At 67.3% G+C, this 21271-nt stretch carries 21 protein-coding genes; 15 read left to right on the top strand and 6 right to left on the bottom strand.

The window, feature by feature from the left end:
* Nucleotides 1-107 precede the first annotated feature (107 nt).
* From ACXJKM_RS21735 to ACXJKM_RS21725, 3 genes are all read left to right on the top strand, one after another.
* The gene (locus tag ACXJKM_RS21735) at nt 108-473 is read left to right on the top strand and encodes a TraR/DksA family transcriptional regulator (RefSeq protein WP_082532599.1); all 366 of its coding nucleotides are present in this window, start codon (nt 108-110) and stop codon (nt 471-473) included.
* Nucleotides 470-979 carry a c-type cytochrome gene (locus ACXJKM_RS21730; RefSeq protein WP_457324725.1) on the top strand — a complete coding sequence of 170 codons (510 nt, stop codon included), beginning with the start codon at nt 470-472 and terminating at the stop codon, nt 977-979. Before ACXJKM_RS21735 ends, ACXJKM_RS21730 begins: the two co-directional genes overlap by 4 nt.
* Before the next feature lie 101 nt (nt 980-1080).
* Complete coding sequence (locus ACXJKM_RS21725) at nt 1081-3708, top strand: cation-translocating P-type ATPase (RefSeq protein ID WP_457355109.1); 2628 nt, start codon at nt 1081-1083, stop codon at nt 3706-3708.
* A 46-nt stretch (nt 3709-3754) separates the two neighbouring features.
* On the opposite strand, the gene ACXJKM_RS21720 is transcribed toward ACXJKM_RS21725, so the two are convergent.
* Nucleotides 3755-4351, bottom strand: coding sequence for an NAD(P)H-dependent oxidoreductase (locus ACXJKM_RS21720; protein WP_056196377.1), 597 nt, complete (start codon nt 4349-4351; stop codon nt 3755-3757).
* 124 nt (nt 4352-4475) lie between these two features.
* Here ACXJKM_RS21720 and ACXJKM_RS21715 point away from each other — a divergent pair, with 124 nt between their 5' ends.
* Nucleotides 4476-5405 (top strand): universal stress protein, encoded by a 930-nt coding sequence (locus ACXJKM_RS21715; RefSeq protein WP_457355107.1) that lies wholly within the window; start codon nt 4476-4478, stop codon nt 5403-5405.
* Nucleotides 5406-5486: 81 nt separating this feature from the next.
* Here the strand turns inward: ACXJKM_RS21715 and ACXJKM_RS21710 are convergent, their stop codons facing one another.
* Complete coding sequence (locus ACXJKM_RS21710; protein ID WP_056196381.1) at nt 5487-5909, bottom strand: universal stress protein; 423 nt, start codon at nt 5907-5909, stop codon at nt 5487-5489.
* A gap of 204 nt (nt 5910-6113) precedes the next feature.
* Entirely contained in the window at nt 6114-7100 is a 987-nt protein-coding gene (locus ACXJKM_RS21705; RefSeq protein WP_056196384.1) for a malate dehydrogenase, read from the bottom strand.
* A 113-nt stretch (nt 7101-7213) separates the two neighbouring features.
* On the opposite strand from ACXJKM_RS21705, the gene ACXJKM_RS21700 reads away from it, so the two are divergent.
* The 11 genes from ACXJKM_RS21700 to purL all read left to right on the top strand — a co-directional run bounded on the left by ACXJKM_RS21700 (nt 7214) and on the right by purL (nt 19710).
* Nucleotides 7214-7933 carry a GntR family transcriptional regulator gene (locus tag ACXJKM_RS21700; protein WP_457355105.1) on the top strand — a complete coding sequence of 240 codons (720 nt, stop codon included), beginning with the start codon at nt 7214-7216 and terminating at the stop codon, nt 7931-7933.
* Between the two features lie 93 nt (nt 7934-8026).
* On the top strand, nt 8027-8455 hold the full coding sequence (gene sdhC / locus ACXJKM_RS21695; RefSeq protein WP_056196387.1) for a succinate dehydrogenase, cytochrome b556 subunit: 429 nt from the start codon (nt 8027-8029) through the stop codon (nt 8453-8455).
* 19 nt (nt 8456-8474) lie between these two features.
* Nucleotides 8475-8834: a succinate dehydrogenase, hydrophobic membrane anchor protein gene (gene sdhD / locus ACXJKM_RS21690; protein ID WP_056196389.1), complete on the top strand. Its 360-nt coding sequence runs from the start codon at nt 8475-8477 to the stop codon at nt 8832-8834.
* A complete protein-coding gene (gene sdhA / locus ACXJKM_RS21685) occupies nt 8834-10600 on the top strand; it encodes a succinate dehydrogenase flavoprotein subunit (RefSeq protein WP_457355103.1) in 1767 nt (588 codons plus the stop codon). The genes sdhD and sdhA overlap by 1 nt, the downstream gene beginning before the upstream one ends.
* Before the next feature lie 28 nt (nt 10601-10628).
* Complete coding sequence (locus tag ACXJKM_RS21680; RefSeq protein ID WP_457325955.1) at nt 10629-11330, top strand: succinate dehydrogenase iron-sulfur subunit; 702 nt, start codon at nt 10629-10631, stop codon at nt 11328-11330.
* Nucleotides 11331-11332: 2 nt separating this feature from the next.
* The gene (locus ACXJKM_RS21675; RefSeq protein ID WP_056196396.1) at nt 11333-11593 is read left to right on the top strand and encodes an FAD assembly factor SdhE; all 261 of its coding nucleotides are present in this window, start codon (nt 11333-11335) and stop codon (nt 11591-11593) included.
* Nucleotides 11594-11626: 33 nt separating this feature from the next.
* Nucleotides 11627-12937, top strand: a complete 1311-nt coding sequence (gene gltA / locus ACXJKM_RS21670) for a citrate synthase (RefSeq protein WP_056196400.1) — start codon at nt 11627-11629, stop codon at nt 12935-12937.
* 74 nt (nt 12938-13011) lie between these two features.
* A complete protein-coding gene (locus tag ACXJKM_RS21665) occupies nt 13012-13935 on the top strand; it encodes a ribokinase (RefSeq protein ID WP_457355101.1) in 924 nt (307 codons plus the stop codon).
* 19 nt (nt 13936-13954) lie between these two features.
* A complete protein-coding gene (locus ACXJKM_RS21660; protein WP_457355099.1) occupies nt 13955-15265 on the top strand; it encodes a TRZ/ATZ family hydrolase in 1311 nt (436 codons plus the stop codon).
* A complete protein-coding gene (locus ACXJKM_RS21655; protein WP_457355097.1) occupies nt 15262-15669 on the top strand; it encodes a hypothetical protein in 408 nt (135 codons plus the stop codon). Before ACXJKM_RS21660 ends, ACXJKM_RS21655 begins: the two co-directional genes overlap by 4 nt.
* 75 nt (nt 15670-15744) lie before the next feature.
* Nucleotides 15745-19710 (top strand): phosphoribosylformylglycinamidine synthase, encoded by a 3966-nt coding sequence (gene purL / locus ACXJKM_RS21650; RefSeq protein ID WP_457355095.1) that lies wholly within the window; start codon nt 15745-15747, stop codon nt 19708-19710.
* On the opposite strand, the gene ACXJKM_RS21645 is transcribed toward purL, so the two are convergent.
* From ACXJKM_RS21645 to ACXJKM_RS21635, 3 genes are read right to left on the bottom strand one after another with little or no spacing between them, the layout of a single operon-like run.
* Entirely contained in the window at nt 19707-20168 is a 462-nt protein-coding gene (locus tag ACXJKM_RS21645) for an SRPBCC family protein (RefSeq protein ID WP_457355093.1), read from the bottom strand. The genes purL and ACXJKM_RS21645 overlap by 4 nt on opposite strands.
* Nucleotides 20165-20518, bottom strand: coding sequence for an ArsR/SmtB family transcription factor (locus tag ACXJKM_RS21640; protein ID WP_457355091.1), 354 nt, complete (start codon nt 20516-20518; stop codon nt 20165-20167). Before ACXJKM_RS21640 ends, ACXJKM_RS21645 begins: the two co-directional genes overlap by 4 nt.
* Nucleotides 20487-21161: a glutathione S-transferase family protein gene (locus tag ACXJKM_RS21635; protein ID WP_457355089.1), complete on the bottom strand. Its 675-nt coding sequence runs from the start codon at nt 21159-21161 to the stop codon at nt 20487-20489. The genes ACXJKM_RS21640 and ACXJKM_RS21635 overlap by 32 nt, the downstream gene beginning before the upstream one ends.
* Between the last annotated feature and the right edge of the window lie 110 nt (nt 21162-21271).

The raw sequence follows: 21271 nt of genomic DNA, 5'->3' as shown, positions 1-21271 counted from the left end.
CGATGCAGCGGCCAGGTCGGGGCTTCAGTCGTCCGGCTTGATCCAGCGCAATCCATTTGCCGGTGGGCTGCCTAGCATGGCTCTTCGCCGACCAAGGATTGCCCAAGATGGAAACTCAGACTCAAGCGCACCTGCCCATGCTGCGCCAACTGCTGCTGTACCGCCAGACCGAGCTGCGAGCCGAGGTTCATGCGGCGCAGCTGGCACGTCAAGCGGTGCAGACGCAGTCCCAGGAGGTGCGGGATCTCAAGGACGACGCTGAACTCATGCAGCGCCAGCAGACCGAGGACTTCCAGGCCGCCCGGGACTTGCGGGAGCTGCAGGACGTTGACGACGCGCTGGGTCGCCTGGCCGCGGGAAGCTATGGCGACTGCGCCAACTGCGGCGAGGCTATTCCCGTGGCGCGCCTCACGGCCCTGCCGTCCGTGCGGCTGTGCGCAGGCTGCCAGGCGGTCCGGGAGCATCTGTCATGAATGCGAACGGCGTGGGGCGGTACCGTCTGGCCCTCGCGTCACTCGCCGCGGCCGCACTGGCCGCCGGTTGCGCCGTAGAGGTGCAAAACGCCAAACCCGCCCGGGAGCTGGCGCGCCGCGCCTTGCCGGAAGGCGAGGTCTATATCGGCTGGCGGGTGTTCCAGCAGAAGTGCGCGACCTGCCACGGCCCGGCGGCGACCGGTACGGCGGCCGGCCCCGACCTGCTGCCCAGACTCCGCGAGATGGGCTCGCACCAGTTCGTGAGCCTGGTGCTCAGGCGCTATGACTGGATCCTCGCGGCGGCGGAGTCCGACCCGCAAGGCGCCTCGCAGAGCGCCCTGGTTGAAAAGGTTCTGCAGGGCCGGGAAGCGGCGCTGGTGATGCCTGCCTGGCAGGGCGACCCCACCGTGACGGCCCACATCATCGACCTCTACGCCTATCTGTCGGCCCGGGCCGACGGTGTGCAGGGCGCGGGCCGCCCTTCGCGGCCGCGGGCGCCCGACTGAGGGGCCGCTTTCAGGTCCTTCGCGGCAGGGGAATGCCATGCTTCAAGAAAATGTCGCTCTGATGACGGGCTGCACCTCGGGGATCGGTCTTCCAGCCTTCGATGGTGGCCGCCTTGCACGCTGAGAGCGAGGCGCCGACCGGCGCAGGCATCCCCGCGTCACCGCCACAGGCAACCCAGTCCACGCCCACGCTGCCTCGAGGACTGAGCGACGCGCAGGCCCGCCAGCGCTTGTCGCTCCATGGCCCCAACGAGGTGGGCGACACGCAAAAGCGGGGCCTGGCACGCACGCTTCGCGGTGTGTTCAGCGAGCCCATGTTCCTGCTGCTGCTGGCTGCTGCGGCCATCTACCTGCTGCTGGGTGATCTGGGCGAGGGCCTGCTCCTGGCTTTCTTCGCTGTTGTCACGGTGGGCCTCGTCGTCATGCAGGAGCGGCGCAGCGAGCATGCGCTGGCTGCCTTGCGCACGCTGTCTGCACCGCAGGTGCGCGTCGTGCGTGACGGGCGCATGGCACGCATCCCGGCGCGTGAGCTGGTGCCTGGCGACATCTTCCTGGTCGGGGAGGGCGAGCGGGTCGCGGCCGACGGTATCGTTCGCGAGGCGGTCGGGCTGCAGGTCGACGAGTCGCTGCTGACCGGGGAATCGGTGCCGGTGGACAAACGGGTGTGGCAGGTGCAAGACGGCCTGGCCATGGCGTCGCCCGAGCGCAATGCCAGTGCTTTCGTGTACGCGAGCACCCTGGCCATCACGGGCCACGCCGTCATCGAGTCGGTGGCCACCGGCGCAGGCACGCAGGTCGGTCGCATCGGCGCATCGCTGGCCGCCATTGAAACGGCACCAACGCCCCTGGAGCAGCATCTGCGCCGACTGGTGCGTGTCTTTGGCCTGGCTGCCGCCGCCATTTGCGCAGTGATCGTGGTGGTTTACGGCCTGGTGCACGGCGACTGGATGCAGGGGCTGCTGTCGGCCGTCGCCATCGGCATGGCGATGCTGCCCGAAGAGTTCCCGATGGCGCTCGCCGTCTTCCTTTCGCTGGGCGCCTGGCGGCTGGCTCGCATCAAGGTGCTGGCGCGTCGTCCCGCGGTCATCGAGGCGCTGGGTGCAGCCACGGTGTTGTGCGTGGACAAGACAGGGACCCTTACCGAAAACAGGATGCAGCTGTCCCGCCTGGTGACCGACGAGATGGAGGTCGGGATCGAGGCTGGCAAGGACCTGCCCGAGGCGGCGCATCGGCTGCTCGAGTTCGGCATGCTGGCTTCGCGGCGTGATGGCAGCGACCCGATGGACCGTGCGCTGCTCGCGCGAGGCGATGCCTTGCTGGCAGGCACTGCACACCTGCACCCCGACTGGACGTTGACGCGCGAGTTTCCGCTCAGCCCCGAATTGCTGGCGATGTCGCATGAATGGACGGACGCAGCCGGCCGGCTTCGCGTCGCCGCCAAGGGTGCGCCGGAAGCGGTGTTCGATCTGTGCCACCTCGACCCGCAACGCAGTGCCGATCTCTTGGCCCGTGTGAAGCGCCTGGCCGCACAGGGACTTCGCGTGCTGGCCGTGGCCGAGGCGTGCCCGCCGCGTGGTGAAACGGTGGCGCATCAGCATGACCACGACTTCACGTTGCTGGGCCTGGCGGCCTTCGAGGATCCGCTGCGCGACAGCGTGCCGGATGCGGTCGCGCAGGCGCGGGAAGCCGGCATCGCGGTGGTGATGGTCACCGGCGATCATGCGGCCACGGCACTGGCCATTGCCGAGCAGGCCGGCCTCGACGTGCGTGGGGGCGTCCTGACCGGGGCCGACATCGCCGGTTTCGGAGAGGCCGAGCTCGCCGAGGCCGTGCGGCATGTGCGCGTCTTCGCCCGCGTGATGCCGGAGCACAAGCTCAGGCTGGTGCTGGCGCTGCGGCGCAACGGCGAGACCGTGGCCATGACGGGCGACGGCGTCAATGACGCACCGGCGCTGAAGGCGGCTCACGTCGGTATCGCGATGGGGATACGTGGGACGGACGTCGCGCGCGAGGCCGCCGGCCTGGTGCTGCTGGACGAAGATTTCGGACGCATCGTCGGCGGTGTTCGCATGGGCCGGCGCATCTTCGACAACCTCCGCAAGGTCATGACCTACATCACCGCCATCCATGTCCCGGTGGCCGGACTGGCGCTGCTGCCCCTGCTGCTCGGGCTGCCGCCGCTGATGCTGCCGGTCCATGTGGTGCTGACCGAGATGGTGATCGATCCGGTGTGCTCGCTGGCCTTCGAAGGTGCCGCCGAAGCGCCGGGGCTGATGCGGCGGCCGCCGCGGCGCACAGACGACGGCATCGTGGGCTGGTCGATGTTGTGGCAGGGCTTGGCGCAGGGAAGCTGCCTGCTCGCGGCGACCCTTGGCGTTTACATGCTGGCGTTGCAGGCCGGGCGTGACACCGACGTGGCCCGCACGCTGGCGGTGGTCGGCCTGACGTTCGGAAACCTGATGCTGGTGGCGGCCAACATGGCAATCGGCAACGGGCTTCGCGCCTTGTCCGGTCGCAGCGCCCGGGCCTTCTGGGCAGTCGCCGCCGTGGCGGCGTCGGCGCTGGCGACCGCCGTGCTGGTGCCAGGCCCGAGGCGCCTGCTGCATTTTGGCGTTCCGGCGGCCGAGGACCTCGTGCTGGCCTTGGTGACGGTGGCGCTGGCAGTGGGTGCCGGGATCACATGGAGCGGGCGGCTGCGCAGTGCCTCGGCATCGAGGCCGCCAGGCTGAACTCGGCGGTTGTTGGCATGGGGCGCCCTGGGCATCCGAAGGCGGCTCAGTCGGCGCTCGCGCCGATCTGGCGCATCCGCTTGAGCCACTTCGCCACGCCGGCTTCGCCCAGGGACTCGACCCCGCCTACCAGCGTCTCGTGAACCGGAGCGAAGCCGACGAAGCCCAGGATGTTGCGTTCCAGTGATTTCAGGCTGTGGGCACGGAAATACCAGCGGTAGACGAGTGCCGGCATGCCCATGGTCACGACCACCCTCGCGGAACGGCCCTTGAGCAGCTTGCCGCCGGCCGCCCCATCGCCCGCCTTGCCCAGCGCAAAGCCGGGGCGTGCCACCTGTTCGAGAAAGGCCTTCAGCAAAGCCGGCATGTCGCCCAGCCACAGCGGGAAGAACAGCACCACGTGGCTGGCCCAACGGATGTGCTCCTGTGCGGGCAGCAGCGAAGCGGGCAGGGCGCCGTGGTCCCATTCGTCTTTGCTGCGAAGCAGCGGGAAATCCAGCGTCGCCACGTCCATGAGGCGCACGTCATGGCCCGCTGACCGCGCGCCCTCGGCATAGGCATCCGCCAGCGCGTGGCAGAGGTGGCCTCGGGTGGCGTCAGGGTGCCCGAGGATGAGGAGAACGCGTCGCGCATGGGTATTCATCACCCGAGGCTAGCGAGGTGGAGCTTGCGCCGCGTTGCGCGGGATCAATAGGCTCAGCTTCCAGGGCGTCACCGACTGAAGAACGGAAGCCCGACCCGGCGGCAGCGAGAAACCCCTGCTTTCATTGACCGGGGTCAACCACGCCACCGTCGCGGTCGAGAAACATCTGGCGCACGCAACGGCGCCACGGCGTCAACGGAGAAACAGCATGGGAATCAAGAGCATCCTCGTTCACCTCGACAGTGGAGTGAACGTCCAGGGCCGCGTGGACGCTGCCGCGGCGCTGGCCCTGCGGTACGAGGCTCATCTCATCGGCCTTGCGCCGGCCGGGTGGTACGCCCTGCCGCCCGAAGGCGCCGGAGGCGGGGGGCTTGCCGCCTATCAGCAGGCGGCGATGAATGAACTGCGCAGCCGGGCACTCGACTGCGCGCGCCTCTTCCAGGAACGGGTCTCGCTCCTGGGTGTGACCTCCTATGAAGGCCGCGTCGAGATGGGCTATGCAGGTGAAGTGATGACGCTTGCAGCGCGCTACTGCGACCTGGCCGTGGTCTCCCAGCTGAATCCCGACGACGCGTGCAACGGCCAGCCGGCGCAGATGGCTCAGGAAATGTTGCTGCGCTCGGGCCGGCCGCTGCTGGTGCTGCCGTTCGCGGGCGAGTGCGAGGTGCCGGCGGCGGCACGGGTGCTGGTCGGGTGGGACGGCAGCCGCGAAGCCGCACGGGCCATGCGTGATGCGCTTCCTCTGCTGAGGCAGGCGGCGAGTGTCGAGGTGGCCGTGTTCGAGACGCCTGAAGACGTGGGGCGCAATCACGGCCAGATGCCGGGCGCCGACATCGGGCTCTGGCTTGCGCGTCATGGGCTGAAGGTGAAGGTCAGCTATGTGCCCATCAAGGTGGCGGCGGGCGAAGCGCTGTTGTCGCACGCGGCGGACATGCGTGCCCAGCTGATCGTCGCCGGTGGCTACGGCCATTCGCGCCTGCGCGAGGCTGTGCTCGGCGGCGTGACGCGCACGTTGATGGCCAGTTCGCCCGTGCCGGTGCTGCTTTCGCACTGAGCATGCTGGGCGGCATTGCGGCCGCTCAGTGCTGCTGTCAGGCCGTGACCGGCAGTAGGACGCCGGCGGCACCTTCGCCGACTAGCGAACCAGCAGCACGGGCGCCTTGGTATGGGCCAGCAGGCGCGCGGACACCGAGCCCAGCACGGCACCGGCGAAAGCCCCGTGACCATGCGAGCCCATGACCAGCAGGTCCGGAGCCTCTTCATTGACGATCTCGGCCAGTACCTCGGCGGGATGGCCGACCGCGTGGTGCTCACGCAGGCTCCAGCCCTGCATGGCAGCGAACTCGCGCACCGGCTTGAGCACCTTCTCGCCTTCGTCGGCGTAGTACGTCTGCAAGGTGTCGTGCGGCAGGAAGCGGGCCGCATGCGGCGGCACCTGGGCCGTCACATTCAGGGCGACGAATTCGTGGTGTTTGCCCACGAGTTCGTCGTGGGCGGCGAGGTAGCTGAGCATTCGCTTGGTGTACGCGCTGCCGTCGACTGCAAGAACGATCTTCATGGCGGCTCCTGGGTGAATCCGGGGCAGGGCAGATCCTGCGCGCCCGGGCCGGGGGCCGACTTGCGCTTTGTCAATCGATCCGGCTGACCCGGCCGCGCTTTTTGGGCAGCGCGGGGCTGTCGCAGCGAGCGAAAGCAAAAAAAAGACACCCTCGCAAGGGTGTCTCGCAGCTGGCTGACGGGCGAGCCCGCCGTCGATGCCGCCTCAGAGCAGGTGCTTGACGCCGTCCTGCTCGTCCGTCAGTTCCTTCAGCGTCTTGTTGATGCACTCCTGCGAGAACTCGTCGATGCTGATGCCCTGCACGATCTTGTACTCGCCGCCTTCGCAGGTGACGGGGTAGCCGAACATGACTTCCTTGGGGATGCCGTATTCGCCGCCCGAGGGGATGCCCATCGTCACCCACTTGCCGTTGGTGCCCAGCGCCCAGTCGCGCATGTGGTCGATGGCGGCATTGGCGGCCGAAGCGGCCGACGACAGGCCGCGAGCGGCAATGATGGCCGCGCCGCGCTTGCCGACGGTCGGCAGGAAGGTGTTGCGGTTCCAGTCTTCGTCGTTGATCAGCGCCTTGACCGACTGGCCGTCGATGGTGGCGTTGCGGTAGTCGGCGTACATCGTGGGCGAGTGGTTGCCCCAGACGGCCAGCTTCTCGATCGAGCCAACCGGCTTGCCGGTCTTGGAGGCGATTTGCGAGGCAGCGCGGTTGTGGTCCAGGCGCAGCATGGCGGTGAAGTTCTTGGCCGGCAGGTCCGGGGCCGACTTCATGGCGATGTAGGCATTGGTGTTGGCGGGGTTGCCGACCACCAGCACGCGCACGTTGCGCGAGGCGACGGCGTTCAGGGCCTTGCCCTGCACCGTGAAGATCTGGGCGTTCGCGGCCAGCAGGTCGGCGCGTTCCATGCCGGGGCCGCGCGGGCGGGCGCCGACGAGCAGGGCGTAGTCGGTGTCCTTGAAGGCGGTCATCGGGTCGCTGTGGGCCTCGATGCCGGCCAGCAGCGGGAAGGCGCAGTCTTCGAGTTCCATGATCACGCCCTTCAGCGCGTTCTGAGCCTTCTCGTCGGGAATCTCCAGCAGCTGCAGGATGACGGGCTGGTCCTTGCCCAGCATTTCGCCGGAGGCGATGCGGAACAGCAGGGCGTAGCCAATCTGGCCAGCTGCGCCGGTGACGGCGACGCGAACGGGTTTCTTGCTCATGGAGATCTCCGGGGACAGTTGATGAAGCTGGTGTCTAGGCGGCGCCGCGCGCATCGCCTGAAGGCGGGGAAGTGTACGGGCATACCCTGTGCTGCAATGCGCGCATGCCCCCAATGAAGCCAAGGCCGCCCGCCCCCCTGTACGAGCAAATCCGCCAACTGATCGTTGCGGCGCTGGCAGCGGGCGAGTGGCGGCCGGGCGACGCTCTGCCCAGCGAGGCCGCGCTGGCCGAGCGCTTCCATGCCAGTTCGGGCACCGTCAGAAAGGCGATGGACGAACTGGCAGCGGCCCATGTCGTCGAGCGCCGCCAGGGCGCCGGCACCTTTGTGTCGACGCATACCGCGCCGCGCGACGCCTACCGCTTCCTGCGCCTGGTGGCCGACGATGGCACCACCGGCTTCACGCGCGAGCTGCTGCATTGCCGGCGGGCGCGGGCGACAGCCGAGACGGCGCGGGCCCTGCATCTGCGCACGTCCGAGCCCGTCCTCGAGGTCAGGCGGCTGCTGTTGCGGCGCGGCCGCGCTGTCGTGCTCGACGACCTCTGGCTGCCGGAACGGCACTTCCGCGGGCTCAGCAGCGAAGTCATCAACGCCTACCCCGGCACGTTGTACGCGCTGTTCGAGGAGCGCTTCCAGGTGCACATGGTGCGCGCCGAGGAGAAGCTGCGTGCAGTGGCGGCCACCGCCGAGGCCGCCGAACTGCTGGGTGTTGCCGACGGCGCACCCCTGCTCAGTGTCGAGCGCGTGGCGTTCACCTATGGCGACCGACCGGTCGAATTGCGTCGCGGGCTTTACCACACCGAAGCAGACCACTACCTCAATGAGTTGAACTGAATCTGACAATGCCGCAGTGCAGCAAGTGCGAAGGTTGACGGGGATCTAGGCCCTAGAATCTTTCGGTTTCACATTGATTACGCAGGCTCGACCATGACGGACAGTGTCAAGAAAAGACCGGTCTATACCAATATTCACGTCACACAGATCGTCAGCTACCGCCTCCCGCCTGCCGGCATCGTCTCCATCCTGCATCGCATCAGCGGCTTCCTGATGTTCCTGCTGCTGCCCTTCGTGGTCTGGATGCTGGACAGCAGCCTGAGCACGGAAATCTCCTTCGAGACCTTCACGAACGTGTTCGTGGCCGGCTTCGCAGGCATCCCGGGCTGGTTCGTCAAGCTGGTGGCGCTGGGCCTGATCTGGGGCTATCTGTTCCATTTCATCGCCGGCGTGCGCCACCTGTGGATGGACGCGACGCACAGCGTCAGCAAGGCCCAGGGCCACAACTCGGCAATGGTCACACTGGTCCTCAGCACGCTGCTGACGTTGCTGCTGGGCGCCAAGCTGTTCGGTCTGTACTGAGCCCTCGAGGACAACAACAATGAGTACTTTCGGCTCCAAGCGCATCGTCGTCGGTGCGCATTACGGCCTGCGTGACTGGCTCGCGCAACGCGTCACCGCCGTGCTGATGGCCCTGTTTACCGTCGTGCTGCTGGTGCAGGTGCTGATGCCCGGCGCCCTCGGCTATGACCGCTGGGCGGCGATCTTTTCCCAGCAGTGGATGAAGGTCATCACCTTCGTGACCATCCTGTCCCTGGCCTATCACGCCTGGGTCGGCATGCGTGACATCTGGATGGATTACGTGAAGCCTGTCGGCGTGCGCCTGGCACTGCAGGTGTTCACGCTCGTTTGGCTTGTGGGTTGCGCTGGTTGGGCGATCCAGGTTCTGTGGAGACTCTGATGGCGCAGCTTGCGACCCGTAAGTTTGATGTGGTGATCGTCGGGGCCGGTGGCTCCGGCATGCGCGCCTCGCTGCAACTGGCATTGGCCGGCCTGAACGTGGCCGTGCTGTCCAAGGTCTTCCCGACCCGCTCGCACACCGTCGCCGCGCAAGGCGGCATCGGCGCGTCCCTGGGCAACATGTCCGAGGACAACTGGCACTACCACTTCTTCGACACCGTCAAGGGTTCGGACTGGCTGGGCGACCAGGACGCCATCGAGTTCATGTGCCGCGAGGCGCCCAAGGTCGTCTACGAGCTTGAGCACTTCGGCATGCCCTTCGACCGCAATGCCGACGGCACCATCTACCAGCGCCCGTTCGGCGGCCACACCGCCAACTACGGCGAGAAGCCCGTGCAGCGCGCCTGCGCCGCGGCCGACCGCACCGGCCACGCGCTGCTGCACACGCTCTATCAGCAGAACGTCAAGGCGCGCACSMASTTCTTCGTCGAGTGGATGGCGCTGGACATCATCCGCGACGCCGAGGGCGATGCCGTCGGCGTGACCGCGCTGGAGATGGAGACGGGCGAGGTCCAGATCCTGCACGCCAAGACCGTGCTGCTGGCCACCGGCGGCGCCGGCCGCATCTTCGCGGCCTCCACCAACGCCTTCATCAACACCGGTGACGGCCTGGGCATGGCGGCGCGTGCCGGCATCCCGCTGGAAGACATGGAGTTCTGGCAGTTCCACCCCACCGGCGTGGCCGGCGCGGGCGTGCTGCTGACCGAGGGCTGCCGCGGTGAAGGTGCGATCCTGCGCAACAGCAACGGCGAGCGCTTCATGGAGCGCTATGCCCCGACGCTGAAGGACCTGGCACCGCGTGACTTCGTGTCGCGCTCGATGGACCAGGAGATCAAGGAAGGTCGCGGCTGCGGTCCCAACAAGGACTATGTGCTGCTGGACATGACCCACCTGGGCGCCGAGACGATTGCCAAGCGCCTGCCCTCGGTGCTGGAGATCGGCCACAACTTCGCCAACGTCGACATCACGAAGGAACCGATTCCTGTCGTGCCGACCATCCACTACCAGATGGGTGGCATCCCGACGAACGTGCATGGCCAGGTCGTCATCCCCAAGAACGGCAAGCCCAACGACATCATCAACGGCCTCTACGCCGTGGGTGAGTGCTCCTGCGTGTCGGTGCACGGCGCCAACCGCCTGGGCACCAACTCGCTGCTGGACCTGCTCGTGTTCGGCCGCGCGGCCGGCAACCACATCGTCGACTTCAACCTGAAGACCAAGTCCCACAAGGACCTGCCCAAGGACGCCGCCGACAAGACGCTGGCACGCCTGGCGCGCCTGGATTCGGCCACCAATGGCGAGTACTCGCAGGACGTCGCCAACGACATCCGCGCCGCCATGCAGCAGCACGCCGGCGTGTTCCGCACGCAGGCGTCGATGGACGAAGGCGTGGCCAAGATCAAGGAAATCGCCAAGCGTGTCGGCAGCATCGGCCTGAAGGACAAGTCCAAGGTCTTCAACACGGCCCGTGTCGAAGCGCTGGAAGTCGAGAACCTCATCGAAGCCGCCCAGGCCACGATGATCTCGGCCGCCGCCCGCCCCGAGAGCCGTGGCGCCCACGCGCACAACGACTACCCGAACCGCGACGACGCGAACTGGATGAAGCACACGCTGTGGTACTCCGAAGGCAACCGCCTGGACTACAAGCCTGTCAATCTCACGCCGCTGACGGTTGAGTCGGTGCCCCCGAAGGTCCGTACCTTCTGACGCCGCGCCGAGCAAGGATCAAGACATCATGAAGCGCACCTTCCAGATCTACCGCTACGACCCCGACAAGGACGCCAAGCCCTACATGCAGACCCTCGAGGTCGAGCTGGATGGCCATGAGCGCATGCTGCTCGACGCCCTGGTCAAGCTGAAGGCCGTCGACCCGACGCTGTCCTTCCGCCGCTCCTGCCGCGAAGGCGTCTGCGGCTCGGACGCGATGAACATCAACGGCAAGAACGGTCTGGCCTGCCTGACCAATATGCTGACGCTGCCGGGCACCATCACGTTGAAGCCGCTGCCGGGCCTGCCCGTCGTGCGCGACCTCATCGTCGACATGACGCAGTTCTTCAAGCAGTACCACTCGATCAAGCCCTATCTCGTCAACGACAACATCCCGCCCGACAAGGAGCGGCTGCAGTCGCCCGTCGAGCGCGAGGAGCTGGACGGCCTGTACGAGTGCATCCTGTGCGCGAGCTGCTCGACGAGCTGCCCGAGCTTCTGGTGGAACCCCGACAAGTTCGTCGGCCCGGCAGGTCTCTTGCAGGCCTACCGCTTCATCGCCGACAGCCGCGACGAAGCCACCGCGGAGCGCCTGGACAACCTSGAAGACCCGTACCGCCTGTTCCGCTGCCACACCATCATGAACTGCGTGGACGTCTGCCCTAAGGGCCTGAACCCCACGAAGGCCATCGGCAAGATCAAGGAATTGATGGTCCGCCGCGCGGTCTGACGATGGCTGAAGTGATCGGTGAACGGGAACTCTCCAAGCTGCGCTGGCGCTGCCGTCGGGGCCTGCTCGAGAACGACATCTTCATCGAGCGCTTCTTCAACCGTCATCCCGAAGGCATCAGCCTCAGCCATGCCGAAGGCCTGACTGCGCTGATGGACCTGGCCGACAACGACCTTTTGGATCTGTTACTGCGCCGCAAGGAACCCAGTGGTGAAATCGACACCATTGCCGTGCGAGGCGTGCTCGCCGATCTGCGCACCTGACACCAGTTTTTCAAAGCCTCAAAGGACTGCACCATGACCCCGTCCGACGTGAAAGCCACCCTGTCGTTCTCCGACGGCAGCCCCTCGATGGACCTGCCCCTGTACAAGGGCAGCATCGGCCCGGATGTCATCGACATCCGCAAGCTCTACGCGCAGACCGGCAAGTTCACCTACGACCCCGGCTTCCTGTCGACGGCGTCGTGCAACTCGACCATCACCTACATCGACGGCGACAAGGGTGAGCTGCTCTACCGCGGCTACCCCATCGAGCAGCTCGCGGTGAACTGCGACTACCTTGAGACCTGCTATCTGCTGCTGTACGGAGAGCTGCCGAACGCGGCCGAGAAGGCCAATTTCGAAGACCGTGTGATGCACCACACCATGGTCAACGAGCAGATGCAGTTCTTCCTGCGGGGCTTTCGCCGGGACGCCCACCCGATGGCCGTCATGACCGGCCTGGTGGGTGCGATGTCCTCGTTCTATCACGACAGCACCGACATCAATAACCCCGAGCACCGCGAGATTTCGGCCATCCGCCTGATCGCCAAGATGCCCACGCTCGTGGCCATGGCCTACAAGTACACCGTCGGCCAGCCCTACATCTACCCGAAGAACGACCTCAGCTACGCCGGCAACTTCATGCGCATGATGTTTGCCACGCCTTGCGAGGACTACAGCCCCAACCCGGTGCTGGTGCGCGCCATGGACCGCATCTTCACGCTGCATGCCGACCATGAGCAGAACGCGTCGACCTCGACCGTGCGCCTGTGCGGTTCGTCGGGCACCAACCCGTTCGCGGCCATCGCGGCCGGCGTGGCCTGCCTGTGGGGCCCCGCGCACGGCGGCGCCAACGAGGCCTGCCTGAACATGCTGGGCGACATCCAGAAGCAGGGCGGCGTTGCCCGCATCGGCGAGTTCGTCAACAAGGTCAAGGACAAGAACTCCGGCGTCAAGCTGATGGGCTTCGGCCACCGGGTCTACAAGAACTACGACCCGCGCGCCAAGCTGATGCGCGAGACCTGCCACGAAGTGCTGAGCGAGCTGGGCCTGGAAAACGACCCGCTGTTCGAGTTGGCCATGAAGCTGGAAAAGATCGCGCTGGAAGACGAGTACTTCGTTGCCCGCAAGCTGTATCCGAACGTCGACTTCTACTCGGGCATCGTGCAGCGCGCCATCGGCATCCCCGTGCCGCTGTTCACCGCCATCTTCGCGCTGGCCCGCACGGTCGGCTGGATCGCCCAGCTCAATGAGATGATCGGCGACCCCGAGTACAAGATCGGCCGCCCGCGCCAGCTCTTCGTCGGCGCCACGCCGCGCGACGTCAAGCCCATCGCCCAGCGCTGATCGCTGAACGACACTTAGCGCCTCATGCGAACCCCTCGGTCTTCCCGAGGGGTTCTTTCGTTTTGGGAACCCTGATGACCCGTCCTGAGATCCTCGTCCTCGGCAGCGTCAACCGCGACCTCATCGTGCATGCGCCGCGGCTGCCGCTGCCGGGCGAGACGCTGCGCGGCCAGCGCTTCGGCTCCTGCCTGGGCGGCAAGGGCGCCAACCAGGCCGTGGCCGCGGCGCGCCTAGGTGCCCGCGTGGCACTGGCTGCACGGGTGGGCCTGCTGGAGAACGGCGCGGCCATGGTGACCCAACTGATCGCGGAAGGCGTCGACACGCGCGCGATTGCCCAGCCAGCCGACGAGGTGCCCGGCGTGGCGCTCATCGTCGTCGGTGCCGAGGACGCAGAGAACCAGATCGTCACCGTCGCCGGCTCCAACGGCACGCTGCCGCTGGAGCAGGTCGAAGCCCTGGACATGGCGGGTCTGCGCTGGCTGGTCGCCCAGCAGGAGCTACCGCTGCAGAGCGTCGCCCGAGCCTTCGAGCGCGCCCGCGCGGCCGGTGTGAAGACCGTGCTGAACGCCGCACCTTTTCGCGCCGGTTGTGAGGCTTTGTTGCCGCTGGTCGACCTGCTCGTCGTCAATGCGCTGGAAGCCCAGGCCCTGATCACGACGCTGGGCGGTGGCGCCGCCGAACCCGAGACGCTGGCCCGGGCCTTGCGCGCCAAAGGCCCGGCGGCGGTCCTCGTGTCGCTGGGCGCCGAAGGCCTGTGCTGGATCGACGCGGAAGGTGTCCGCCGCGTGCCCGCCCGTGTCGTGAAGGCCGTCGACACCGTCGGCGCTGGCGATACCCTCGTTGGGGCCCTCATCACCGCGTTGGCCGAGGGCCAGCCCATCGAGAACGCGCTCGCCTTCGCCCAGGCCGCAGCGGCCCTGGCCGTGTCCCGCGCCGGCGTGCAGGACGCGATGCCGCGCCGCGCGGAAGTCGAGCAACTCCTCACGCAAACAAACTGAATCCCACAAGGAGAACAAGATGCCCCAGACCCTGCTGCTGCCCCGCTGGATCCTGACCATGAAGGCCGGCGAAGACACGCTGGAAAACCACGCGCTGCTGATCGACGGCGAGCGCATCGCGGCCGTCGGCCCGCGCGAGACGCTGCTGGCCCAGTATCCCCAGGCCGAGCGCGTCGAGCTGCCCGAGCAGATCCTCATTCCCGGCCTCATCAACGCCCATGCCCACTCGGCCATGACGCTGCTGCGCGGCGTGGCCGATGACGTGCCGCTGATGGACTGGCTGCAGAACCACATCTGGCCGCTGGAGAAGAAGTGGGTCAGCGAGGAGTGGACGTATCTGGGCTCCAAGCTCGCGGCCGCCGAAGGCCTGCGCAGCGGCACGACCTACATCAACGACATGTACTTCTTCCCGACCGCGATGGCCCGTGCCGCCGTGGACTCGGGCGTGCGTGCCGCCGTGTCGATGAACGTCATCGACTTCCCCACCGGCTATGCCTCGGGCCCCGACGACTACATCGCCAAGGGCATCGCCGCCTACGAACAGTACAAGGGCGAGAAGCTGCTGGACTGGACGAGTGCGCCGCACGCGCCCTACACGGTGTCCGACGAGACCTTCATCAAGCTGCGCGACCTGGCCGAGAAGCTGGACATCCAGATGCATTGCCACATCCACGAGACGGCGGGCGAGGTGGAAGACGGTTTGAAACAGTTCGGCGTGCGGCCGCTGGAACGGCTGACTAAGCTGGGACTGATGAACGAACGCATGATCGCGGTCCACATGGTCCACCTGAATAACGCCGAGATCGAGCTGATGGCCAAGAACGGCGTGCACCTGGTGCACAACCCCAACTCCAACCTGAAGCTGGCTTCGGGCGTCATGCCGCTCCAACGCCTGGAAGCCGCTGGCGTCAATACGGTGCTTGGCACCGACGGCGCAGCGTCCAACAATCGTCTCGACATGTTCGGTGAGATCCGCTCAGCAGCGCTGTTAGCCAAGGGCATCACTGGCGACCCGACCGTGGCCACGGCGCGCACCGCTTTGGAGATGGCGACCATCCGTGCCGCCAAGGCCATGGGCCGCGCCGACGACCTCGGTTCGCTGGAGGTCGGCAAGCTGGCCGACTGCGTCGCCGTGTCGCTGGACAGCGTCGAATGCCAGCCCGTGTACAACGCCGCGGCGCAGCTTGTCTATGTTGCCGGCCGCGAGCACGTCAGCAATGTCTGGATCGGCGGCCGCCAGGTGCTGCGTGAGCGCCAACCGGTCACGATCGATGTGCCGGCACTGATGGCCGAGGTGCGCGACGTCGTCGGCCGAATGAAAGCGCCATGACCAGAGCGTGGAGCCAGCACGGCCGCTTCAGCCTCAATTGGCGTGGCGATGTGCTGGTTCTGCGCCTTGAAGGGACCTGGAACGAGGTGGCCGCCACGCGGCTGCGCCAAGAGGGCGGCCGCCTGGCTCGTGAGCGTGCCGGCCGTCCCTGGGGCCTGCTGAGCGACACCGCCGCCTGGGAAGGCGCCACGCCCGAGGCGCTGGATGGCATCTGGGCCTTTTTCGAAGACGCCCTGGCCCATGACCTCGCCGCGGCGGCCACGGTCATCCCCGACAGTTTCCAGGCCCTCATCATCCAGCCGATGGCAGCCCGCGCCGCCACGCTGACCAACTTCCACGGGTGCGCCAGCGTCGCCGAGGCCGAGGCCTGGTTGCGCAGTCGCGGTCTCAGTCTGGGCGCGTAGCCGGCGCGGCGCTTGCGGCCGCCTAGAATGCTGGTTTCCCCTTACGCCGGCCGCGCGGCCCCGCCTCCCGACGCCATGACCCGCACCCTGCATCTGCAATGTTTCGAGGGCGGCAACGCCTTGTCCGCCTTCCGTGCCCAAGCCCTGCTGGGCCGGCTGCAACAGGTCAACGAGCGCATCAGCGCCGTCAGTGCCCGCGCGGTGCACTGGGTCTGGACGGACACGGCGATGGCCGGCGATGCGCTCCAGCGCTTCGAGGCGCTGCTGACCTATGGCGAACCGGCCGCAGCTGCAGCCACCGGCGACCTCGTCGTCGTCGCGCCGCGCTTCGGTACGGTCAGCCCCTGGGCGTCCAAGGCCACCGACATTGCACGCAACTGCGGCCTGGCGCTCAAGCGCGTCGAGCGCGTCGTTGAATACCGCGTCGCCCTCAAGCCCGGCCTGCTCGGCGGCGCCAAGTCGCTGAGCGAAGCCGACCTGCAGGCCTGCGCCGAACTGCTGCATGACCGCATGACCGAGTCGGTGTGCTTCACCCGCGAAGCCACCGCCCATCTGTTCGACGAACGCACGGCCGAGCCGCTCGCGCATGTCGACGTACTCGGCCAGGGCCGCGCGGCGCTGGAGAAGGCCAATGTTGAATTCGGCCTGGCGCTGTCGGCCGACGAGATCGACTACCTCGACACCAACTTCAGGAAGCTCGGCCGCAACCCCAGCGACGTCGAACTGATGATGTTCGCCCAGGCCAACAGCGAGCACTGCCGTCACAAGATCTTCAATGCGAGCTTCATCGTCGATGGCGAGGCCCAGCCGCTGAGCCTGTTCGGCATGATCCGCAACACCGAGAAGCTGAACCCGCAGCACACGGTCGTCGCCTACTCGGACAACGCCGCCATCATGGAAGGCCACGCCATCCAGCGCTGGATGGCCGCCGACGCGCCGGGCTCGGCCTACACGGCCCGCGCCGAGCAGGCCGAGGTGCTGATGAAGGTGGAGACGCACAACCACCCGACGGCCATCTCGCCCTTCCCGGGTGCGTCCACGGGCGCTGGCGGCGAGATCCGCGATGAAGGCGCCACCGGCCGCGGTTCCAAGCCCAAAGCGGGCCTGACCGGCTTTTCGGTGTCCAACCTGCATCTGCCGGGTTTGAACGAGCCCTGGGAGCAGAACCCCGTGGGCAAGCCGGCGCATATCGCGTCGGCGCTGCAGATCATGATCGAGGGCCCGCTCGGTGGCGCGGCCTTCAACAACGAGTTCGGCCGGCCGAATCTGGCGGGTTATTTCCGCGTCTACGAGCAGACCGTGGACGGCGTGCGCCGCGGCTATCACAAGCCCATCATGATTGCCGGCGGCCTGGGCACCATCCGCTCGGACCTGACGAGGAAGATCGAGTTCCCGGCCGGCAGCCTGCTGATCCAGCTGGGCGGCCCCGGCATGCGCATCGGCATGGGCGGCAGCGCGGCCAGTTCGATGGCGGCGGGCACCAACACGGCCGACCTGGACTTCGACTCCGTGCAGCGCGGCAACCCTGAGATCGAACGGCGTGCGCAGGAGGTCATCAATCACTGCTGGGGCCTCGGGCAAGAGAACCCGGTGCTGGCCATCCACGACGTCGGCGCSGGYGGCATCTCGAAYGCCTTCCCGGARCTTGTCRACGRSGCCGGCCKSGGCGCSCGYTTYGACCTSMGCAAGGTGCCGCTSGARGAGWCSGGYCTYGCRCCGAARGAAATCTGGTGCAACGAGAGCCAGGAGCGCTATGTGCTGGCCATCGCGCCGGGCAGCCTGGATCGTTTTGCGGCGATGTGCGCGCGTGAGCGCTGCCCCTTCGCCGTCGTCGGCGTCGTCACCGAAGAGCGCGACCTGAAGCTGGTCGATGGCGACACGGAAGTGACCGACCACCCCATCGACATGCCCATGGACGTGCTGCTCGGCAAGCCGCCCAAGATGCAGCGCGACGTCAAGCGCGTGGCCCGCAGCGGCGGCGCGCTGGACCTGTCCGGTGTCAAGCTGGAGCAGGCGGCGTTCGACGTGCTGCGCCACCCGACCGTTGCAGCCAAGCGCTTCCTCGTCACCATCGGCGACCGCACCGTGGGCGGCCTGAACCACCGCGACCAGATGGTCGGCCCCTGGCAGGTGCCGGTGGCGGACTGCGCCGTCACGCTGGCCGACTTCAACGGCTTTGCCGGCGAAGCGATGAGCATGGGCGAGCGCACGCCGCTGGCGTCCGTCAACGCGCCGGCTTCCGGCCGCATGGCCGTGGCCGAGGCCATCACCAACCTGCTGGCCGCGCCCTTCGAGCTGCCGCGCGTGAAGCTCAGCGCGAACTGGATGGCCGCCTGCGGCGAAGCGGGTGAAGACGCTGCGCTGTTCGACACGGTCAAGGCCGTCGGCATGGAGCTGTGCCCGGCGCTGGGCATCTCGATCCCGGTCGGCAAGGACTCCTTGTCGATGCGCACCAAGTGGGATGGCCAACAGGTCACCGCGCCGGTGTCGCTGATCGTCACGGCCTTTGCCAGCATCGCCGACGTTCGCGGCACGCTGACGCCGGAATGGCAGCGCGAGGACTCGTGCGCCATCCTCATCGACCTCGGCCAGGGCCAGCACCGCATGGCCGGATCGATCCTGGCGCAGACGCTGAACCAGTTCGGCGCCGACGTGCCCGACCTGGACGAGCCCCAACAGCTGGTTTCGCTGGTCAATGCCGTCAACGAACTGCGGGCCGCGGGCAAGCTGCTGGCCTATCACGACCGTTCGGACGGCGGCCTGTGGGCGGCTGCCTGCGAAATGGCCTTTGCTGGCCAGACCGGCCTGAGCCTGAACGTGGACATGCTGGTCACCGAAGGGGACGGCATCAGCGACAGCCGCGCCGACATGGGCGACTCCAAGAACTGGGCCGCCCAGGTCAGCGCCCGTCGCGAGGAGCTGACGCTGCGCGCGCTGTTCAGCGAGGAACTGGGCGCGTTGATCCAGGTGCGCGCGGCCGAACGCGACGCCGTCATGCAGGTGCTGCGCGCGCATGGCCTGTCCAAGCATTCGCATGTCGTGGCCAAGCCGAATGCGGCGCGACAGATGGAAGTCTGGCGCGATGCGAAGAAGGTCTTTGCTGCTGACCTCACGGCGCTGCAGCAGACCTGGGATGAGGTGAGCTGGCGGATCGCCAAACTGCGCGACAACCCGGCCGGCGCCGATGCTGAACACGCGGCGGCTGGCAAGGCGGATGACCCTGGTCTGCACGTGCACCTGACGTTCACGCCGGAAGCACCGTTCGTCTCAACGGGTGCCCGCCCCAAGGTCGCCATCTTGCGCGAGCAAGGCGTGAACTCGCATGTCGAGATGGCCTATGCGATGTCGCTGGGCGGCTTCGACAGCTTCGACGTGCACATGAGCGACCTGCAGTCGGGTGCCGTCAAGCTGGACGCCTTTGCAGCCTTCGTCGCTTGCGGCGGCTTCAGCTATGGCGACACCCTGGGCGCCGGCGAAGGCTGGGCGCGCAGCATCATGTTCAACCCGGTGCTGACCGAGCAGTTCCGCGCCTTCTTCTCACGCGCCGACACGCTGGCGCTGGGCGTCTGCAACGGCTGCCAGATGCTGGCCGCACTCGCGCCCATCATCCCGGGCGCCGACGCCTGGCCGCGCTTCACGCGCAACCAGAGCGAGCAGTACGAGGCCCGCCTCGCGTTGGTCGAGGTGCTGGATTCGCCCAGTGTCTTCTTCAAGGGCATGGCCGGCAGCCGCGCGCCCATCGCCGTCGCTCACGGCGAGGGTTTTGCGAACTTCGCGCGCCAGGGCGATGCAGCCAAGGTCATCCAGGCCATGCGCTTTGTCGACAACCACGGCCAGGCGACCGAGGCCTATCCGTTCAACCCGAATGGCAGCCCAGGCGGCCTGACTTCGGTGACGACGGCCGACGGCCGCTTCACCGCGCTGATGCCTCACCCCGAGCGCGTGTTCCGCAACGTGCAGATGAGCTGGACCAGCGGCGACCGCGCGCTGCACAGCCCTTGGTTGCGAATGTTCCAGAACGCGCGCAAGGCGTTCGGTTAAGCGGCGTCGACTTCGAGCAACAGCCGGTCGAGGCCTTCTTCGGTGCCACGCCGGCGCTGCTCCAGGTCCTGGTGCCCGTCGAGATAGGCGAGCTGCTCGGTCAGCTTCAGCGTCGAGCCCGCGGGGGTGTTGGCGAACTCCACGGTGACGAGTGAGGCCGACAGCGCGCGGCCGTCTGCCGCCATCGAGTAGGCGAAGACGATGCGCGCCTGCGGCACGATGTCCAGGAACAGCTTGTCGACGGCGAGCTGGGTACCGTCGGGCAGGGCGCTGCGGTAGATCTCCTGCCCGCCGGGGCGGAAGTCCATGCTGAACTCCGTGGCGTTCATCTCGGCATGGCAGTCGGACCAGCGCTGCTTGGTGGCCGGATCGGCCCAGGCGGCGAACACGCGGGTGGCCGAGGCCTTGAAGCGGCGCTCCAGCACGAAGCTGGTGTGGGCAGCGGGAGTCGTCGTCACGGTTGTTTGTCCTGTTCTTCGAGAAGGGCGTCGAGGGCGTCGAACTGGCGATGCCACATCGCCTTGCGCGTGGCCACCCAGTCCTCCAGGCCGCCAAAGGCATCGGGCGCGATGCGGTAAGTGCGCACGCGACCGGCCTTGTCCGATTGCACAAGGCCGCCCGCTTCCAGTGCCGCCAGATGCTTCAACGCCGAGGGCAGGGCGATGTCCAAGGGCTTGGCGAGGTCCGACACCGAGGCCGGCCCGCGGCTGAGCTGGTCGACCATCGCGCGCCGGTTGCCATCCGCCAGCGCCGCGAAGAGGCGGTCCAGCCGAGCGTCAGTCGGCGAGGAAGCGAGCGGGGAGGGCATGGCGCAGCGGGTAATACTGGAAGACGGGACGAGCTTCGACGATGCAGCGCCAGACCGAAGGTCGGGCGAGCAGGCGCTCGAAGTAGGCGCTGAGCTTCTGGTGCTCGGGCGAGAAAGGCCGCACGATGGCGGCATAGAACAGCGCCGGTGCGGCGGCGCAGTCGGCCATCGTGAAAGAGTCCCCCGCTGCCCAGGTGCGGTCGCCGAGGCGGCGTTCGATGAGGTCGTAGGCCAGCCCCAAGTCGTTGACCGCGCCGGTCAGCGTGGCCGCGTCGCGCTCGGCCTCGGGGCGCAGCTGTTGGGCGATGAAGCGCTGCATGGGCGTCATCACGTGCAGGTCGAAGACGCGGTCCCACAAGCGCACCTCCAGCTGCGCCTCGAAGTCCTCGGGCAGCAGTTGCACACGACCGGGATGGCGGCGGTCCAGGTATTCGATCTGGATGGAGGTCTCGGGCACCACGCGGTCTCCGTCGACCAGCAGCGGGATCTTGGCCGTGGGCCAGAGCGCTGCATAGGCCGTGCGTGCCACCGGGTCGCCGAGATTGACATTGCGGGCTTCGAACGGCGCACCGTTCTCGTAGAGGGCGATCAGGACCTTCCAGCAGTAGGAGGACAGCGGGTGGTAGTGCAGGGTCAGGGACATGGCGGCTCTAAAGTTTCCGTGATGGCTAAGTGTATGGAAACTTTCAGATAAAGGAAACTGTCGCGCCAAAATAAAGGCGGGCCAGAGCCCGCCTTTGCCGGAGCGCGGGT

This window comes from Roseateles sp. P5_D6 (genome assembly GCF_054049415.1).
Note: the sequence above shows the minus strand (reverse complement) of the source record. Positions and strands in the feature narration are given on the sequence as shown.

Excerpts from the sequence above, each read along its gene's own strand:
- ACXJKM_RS21720 (WP_056196377.1), bottom strand. The coding sequence starts at position 4,351 with ATGAATACCCATGCGCGACGCGTTCTCCTCATCCTCGGGCACCCTGAC.
- ACXJKM_RS21700 (WP_457355105.1), top strand. The coding sequence starts at position 7,214 with ATGAAGCCAAGGCCGCCCGCCCCCCTGTACGAGCAAATCCGCCAACTG.
- ACXJKM_RS21725 (WP_457355109.1), top strand. The coding sequence starts at position 1,081 with ATGGTGGCCGCCTTGCACGCTGAGAGCGAGGCGCCGACCGGCGCAGGC.
- ACXJKM_RS21665 (WP_457355101.1), top strand. The coding sequence starts at position 13,012 with ATGACCCGTCCTGAGATCCTCGTCCTCGGCAGCGTCAACCGCGACCTC.
- ACXJKM_RS21640 (WP_457355091.1), bottom strand. The coding sequence starts at position 20,518 with ATGCCCTCCCCGCTCGCTTCCTCGCCGACTGACGCTCGGCTGGACCGC.
- gltA (WP_056196400.1), top strand. The coding sequence starts at position 11,627 with ATGACCCCGTCCGACGTGAAAGCCACCCTGTCGTTCTCCGACGGCAGC.
- ACXJKM_RS21655 (WP_457355097.1), top strand. The coding sequence starts at position 15,262 with ATGACCAGAGCGTGGAGCCAGCACGGCCGCTTCAGCCTCAATTGGCGT.
- ACXJKM_RS21705 (WP_056196384.1), bottom strand. The coding sequence starts at position 7,100 with ATGAGCAAGAAACCCGTTCGCGTCGCCGTCACCGGCGCAGCTGGCCAG.
- ACXJKM_RS21635 (WP_457355089.1), bottom strand. The coding sequence starts at position 21,161 with ATGTCCCTGACCCTGCACTACCACCCGCTGTCCTCCTACTGCTGGAAG.
- ACXJKM_RS21675 (WP_056196396.1), top strand. The coding sequence starts at position 11,333 with ATGGCTGAAGTGATCGGTGAACGGGAACTCTCCAAGCTGCGCTGGCGC.
- ACXJKM_RS21735 (WP_082532599.1), top strand. The coding sequence starts at position 108 with ATGGAAACTCAGACTCAAGCGCACCTGCCCATGCTGCGCCAACTGCTG.
- sdhD (WP_056196389.1), top strand. The coding sequence starts at position 8,475 with ATGAGTACTTTCGGCTCCAAGCGCATCGTCGTCGGTGCGCATTACGGC.
- ACXJKM_RS21730 (WP_457324725.1), top strand. The coding sequence starts at position 470 with ATGAATGCGAACGGCGTGGGGCGGTACCGTCTGGCCCTCGCGTCACTC.
- sdhC (WP_056196387.1), top strand. The coding sequence starts at position 8,027 with ATGACGGACAGTGTCAAGAAAAGACCGGTCTATACCAATATTCACGTC.
- ACXJKM_RS21660 (WP_457355099.1), top strand. The coding sequence starts at position 13,955 with ATGCCCCAGACCCTGCTGCTGCCCCGCTGGATCCTGACCATGAAGGCC.
- ACXJKM_RS21710 (WP_056196381.1), bottom strand. The coding sequence starts at position 5,909 with ATGAAGATCGTTCTTGCAGTCGACGGCAGCGCGTACACCAAGCGAATG.